The organism is Okeania sp. SIO2B9 (genome assembly GCF_010672505.1).
Taxonomy (GTDB): Bacteria; Cyanobacteriota; Cyanobacteriia; order Cyanobacteriales; family Microcoleaceae; genus Okeania; species Okeania hirsuta.
In genome coordinates this window covers 1-3,878 of record NZ_JAAHGK010000744.1, presented here as the reverse complement: position 1 = coordinate 3,878, position 3,878 = coordinate 1, and the positions used below count along the sequence as shown (strand labels likewise).

At 32.6% G+C, this 3,878-nt stretch carries 2 protein-coding genes; both read left to right on the top strand.

The window, feature by feature from the left end; genetic code table 11:
- Window positions 1-346: 346 nt before the first annotated feature.
- On the top strand, window positions 347-1,042 hold the full coding sequence (gene nblR, locus F6K13_RS22655) for a response regulator transcription factor NblR (RefSeq protein WP_124146144.1): 696 nt from the start codon (window positions 347-349) through the stop codon (window positions 1,040-1,042).
- 857 nt (window positions 1,043-1,899) lie between these two features.
- Entirely contained in the window at window positions 1,900-2,421 is a 522-nt protein-coding gene (locus F6K13_RS22650) for a DUF192 domain-containing protein (protein WP_124146145.1), read from the top strand.
- Window positions 2,422-3,878 lie beyond the last annotated feature (1,457 nt).

Sequence of the window (3,878 nt, the reverse complement as noted above, 5' to 3'; positions counted from 1 at the left end):
TGCTAGTGCCGCTACCCGGAAGTTAAAAGTCATGCATTTAAAAGTCAATCATTTTTGATTTGTAATTGTTCGCGCGATTTTGTAACTGGTCAGTTATTTCCGCCATCCTGCACTAGATTAACTTCAATATGCCGGGATTATATGAGAGGGTGTTAGTATCATAAATTTTGTACAGAAATATAGCAATCACCGAATCAGATGTGAGAATTGAGGTGTTCGTTTAAAGCATAAAATATAGCAGTTATTTTATTCATATATATTCGTTTCTTCCCTCCATACCTATTCCCTATTCCCTCCATACCTAAAACAAAAGTCTCCAATATCTCACAATTAAAATCATATTGCTATGACTACCTTAACTATAGATCGAGATCGTTCAGTCTTACTAATAGAGACTGATGAAATTCTCGCCCAATATGTGAGTTTGGATCTAGAAGAGTCAGGCTATCATCCAATTGTAGCTACTAATTCTACCGCGGGTCTTCACAGGGCAATAGAAATTAAACCTGCTCTGATTGTAATTGACCGAATGTTAGCTGGTGAATCTGGACTATCATTGTGCAGTCATCTGAGAAAAATGGGTAATAATATGCCCATATTATTGTTGATGGGTCGCGACCAAATTGACGACCGAGTTGCTTGTCTGGAGTCTGGAGCTGATGACTATTTTCTCAAACCTTATCGCAGTGATGAATTCTTAAAATTAGTCCGTTTTTATTTACAACCTACTATAGCAGAAAAGGACCAATTGAGATTTGGGAGTTTAATTTTAGAGTTGGCTACTCGACGGGTCTTATGTCATGGTCGTAGTATTGAGTTGACTATGAAGGAATTTGAGTTATTAAGGTTTTTAATGGAGCATCCTCGCGAAGTATTGAGTCGCGAACAGATTTTGGAAAATGTTTGGGGTTATGATTTTTTGGGTGAGTCTAATGTAATTGAGGTATATATTAGATATTTGCGCCTGAAAATTGAACGAGAAGGCGAGAAGAGATTAATTCAGACAGTCCGTGGTATTGGATATGTTTTGAGGGAAACTTAGAGTCTTTAATTCTTGGTAAGCAAGGTCTTGTTAGAAAACAATCAAAGGATTCTGGTATAGGTCAATTTATCAATGAAATATTGGCTGATATTTGCAGGAATTGAGGTAAGTATTTTGCTAAAGTTGATAAAAATTATATTTCTCAAGAATGTCTTATATCATGTCTGTTTGAATAACCACTTCGGAAAAATTTAGGGAGTAGGGAGTAGGGAGTAGGGGAAATTTGTTTGCTCCGCATTCCGCACCGAAAAAATATTCTCTATCAAAAGAAGAACATTTTTATTATGGCTAATTAATGAGACTTGATATTAAATTTGGGCATATTAATCAGAAAAAACTTTCTGTTTACGCAATATTCCGCAGGAATAGAAAACATAATTGCAGTAGTTGTGGAAATCAAATAAATCGTGATATAGCTGCTGCAAAAGTAACTATAAACAGATATTTAATCGTCGTGGAGCATAACTTAATATCATGTCCGGTTGAACAGTTATAAATAAACGACTCAGGAGTTAGGAGTCAGGAGGAAAGAAAGAAGAAGAAAGAGAAAGTTTTTTTATCACTAATTATCCGGACATAATATAACTTGTTTGATTTTTCGCCTAACCCTAGAATCACAGAAGCAAGAATTTTCCATTATAATCTTTGATCTAACGACAAGAATGTCAAAATAAGTGAAATCTCAAAAAAATTACTATAAAATTATTATTTATCTTTTTCTTTTGGGTTTAATACCCCGCCGTCACTTGGGGTGTTTACAAGCTTTTTGGGGTTTGAGTCCCCATCTACTTTTTCCTTTTTCCTTCTTGTTTCTTCAAGAATAAAACATACATAGAATATCTGAGAAATAATTAATTATGGGTCGTAAAATTGGTTTACTTAAGTCTGGAATCATCTTATTTCTGTTGCTTTGCTGTTTGCTACAAATAATATTTGTTCAAGTTTTTCATACTCCAGCACAAGCTCAAAATATATCAGATTCTCAGATATCTCCACAAGGCCAAATTTTACCAATTACGGCAAAAGCTCATATATCTAATCAGATAATTAATTTAGAGGTGGCGAAAACCCCTCAAGAGAAAGCAATAGGTTTAATGTACAGGACTAAACTTGCTGATGACCGAGGAATGTTATTCTCTTTTAACCCGCCTCGGAAAGTTAGCTTTTGGATGAAAAATTGCCAAATATCTCTTGATATTATATTCATAAATTCTGGCATAGTTAAGGCGATCGCTGATAATGTCCCTCCTTGTTTAGCTGACCCTTGCCCTACTTATGGACCTGATGTGTTAGTCGATCGAGTAATTGAACTTCGGGGAAGACGTGCAAAGGAATTAGGTTTGAAAGTAGGAGACCGGATAATGATTACAAAAATTTAGGTATTTGACAGAACTGAGATTAGAGGAAATTATCATTCATTGAAGAAGGTGGTAGGTTTTAGGTTTTAGGTTGAATTGAGAAGAAGGTAGTATGTCAACAAAAATTATAGCAGTTGCCATTCCTTTATTTGAATTATGAAATAGCTGTCTACATAGTACTTCGGAGTAAAAATAACGGAATATCAATAATCAAAGTTTTTTCCTTTTCCTTCTGGTACAAAACAAACAAATTGAATCCAAAAATTGGATGATTTATTTTTTGCTATTCCCCAGACCTATAGTTTTTGTACAACAAGCTAAAATATCGCAAAACTCTGAATTATTTTGACAAAACCTAATAAAACTTTTTATTATTTTACTTACTATATATTTACACTAAAGTTTTAATTTGCTATATTGGTAAGCTAGACATTATTTAGATGGATTCAAAGTATTGTTCACCTAAAGTGCAGAATATGTATTCTTAAGCTTTTGATGGTTTGTAATACTGCTATTCTATTCATCGGAAATAAATAAAGATAAATTAAGTTTCGCAAGCTGTAAGAGAAATATTTTGACAATATCGATAGTGCTGAAGTTTTGATGAGTATTACTTTTACCAAGAAGGTATAGAAGATATAGAAAAACTTGTCTTACTAAGAGTCTATTTTTGCTTTGCTTAATTTAATTCTGTTGATTGGTGTGAGGATAATGATATTTTGTGCTAAGAGTGAAAATCTAGTTGTATATTTTTGCGCATTTATGCATATAGAGATGGTTCGTATTGTGAATTAAAATACATACAAATATTCAAACCAAAGTAGTTATTTTGTCGTAGTTATTTTGCCAAAATTTGACTTGGCCAAGTTTAGCCTTGTAAGTAGTAATAGTTTGAAAAAAGGCAACTACCTACTTAGAACCTCTGTCTGCGCTGTTTATATCTTTTGACTAGAGAGAGAATTCAATAGAAAGTCTTCTGTAATGTTGAGACAGATAGTGAATTTTTTTTCAACCTGAATGTATATACATTTTGAGTAACGATAATTTCACTAAATTTTTCTAGAAATTAATAGCTAGCTTTTGCGGAATAGCATAGGCAACTTATGTAGATTCAAACCAAGCTATTCTCAAAACTTAGTATAGTCCAGGAGTACTATATCTAGTTTAGTTTCACTCTCAAGTTTCTGAAAAAATGCAGAGTTTAGTAAACAGATAAAAAACTGGCATATCCTAGCAATATCCAAGAAAACTTATTGCTTGATGATAGTAAATAACTATCGATAATATCCAAAAAAAATATTAATTTTATTGACATGATAATTCTCTTAAATATGTGACTCTATATATTCTATTGTCAAATTAGTAATTGGTAATAGCTTAGACAGCTTCAACATTTATCAAATCTCAGTTTTGTATATAATTTTAGCCTGTTACAAATTACTTCAAACTGATTATTGGAAATATTCACCTGAAATTTT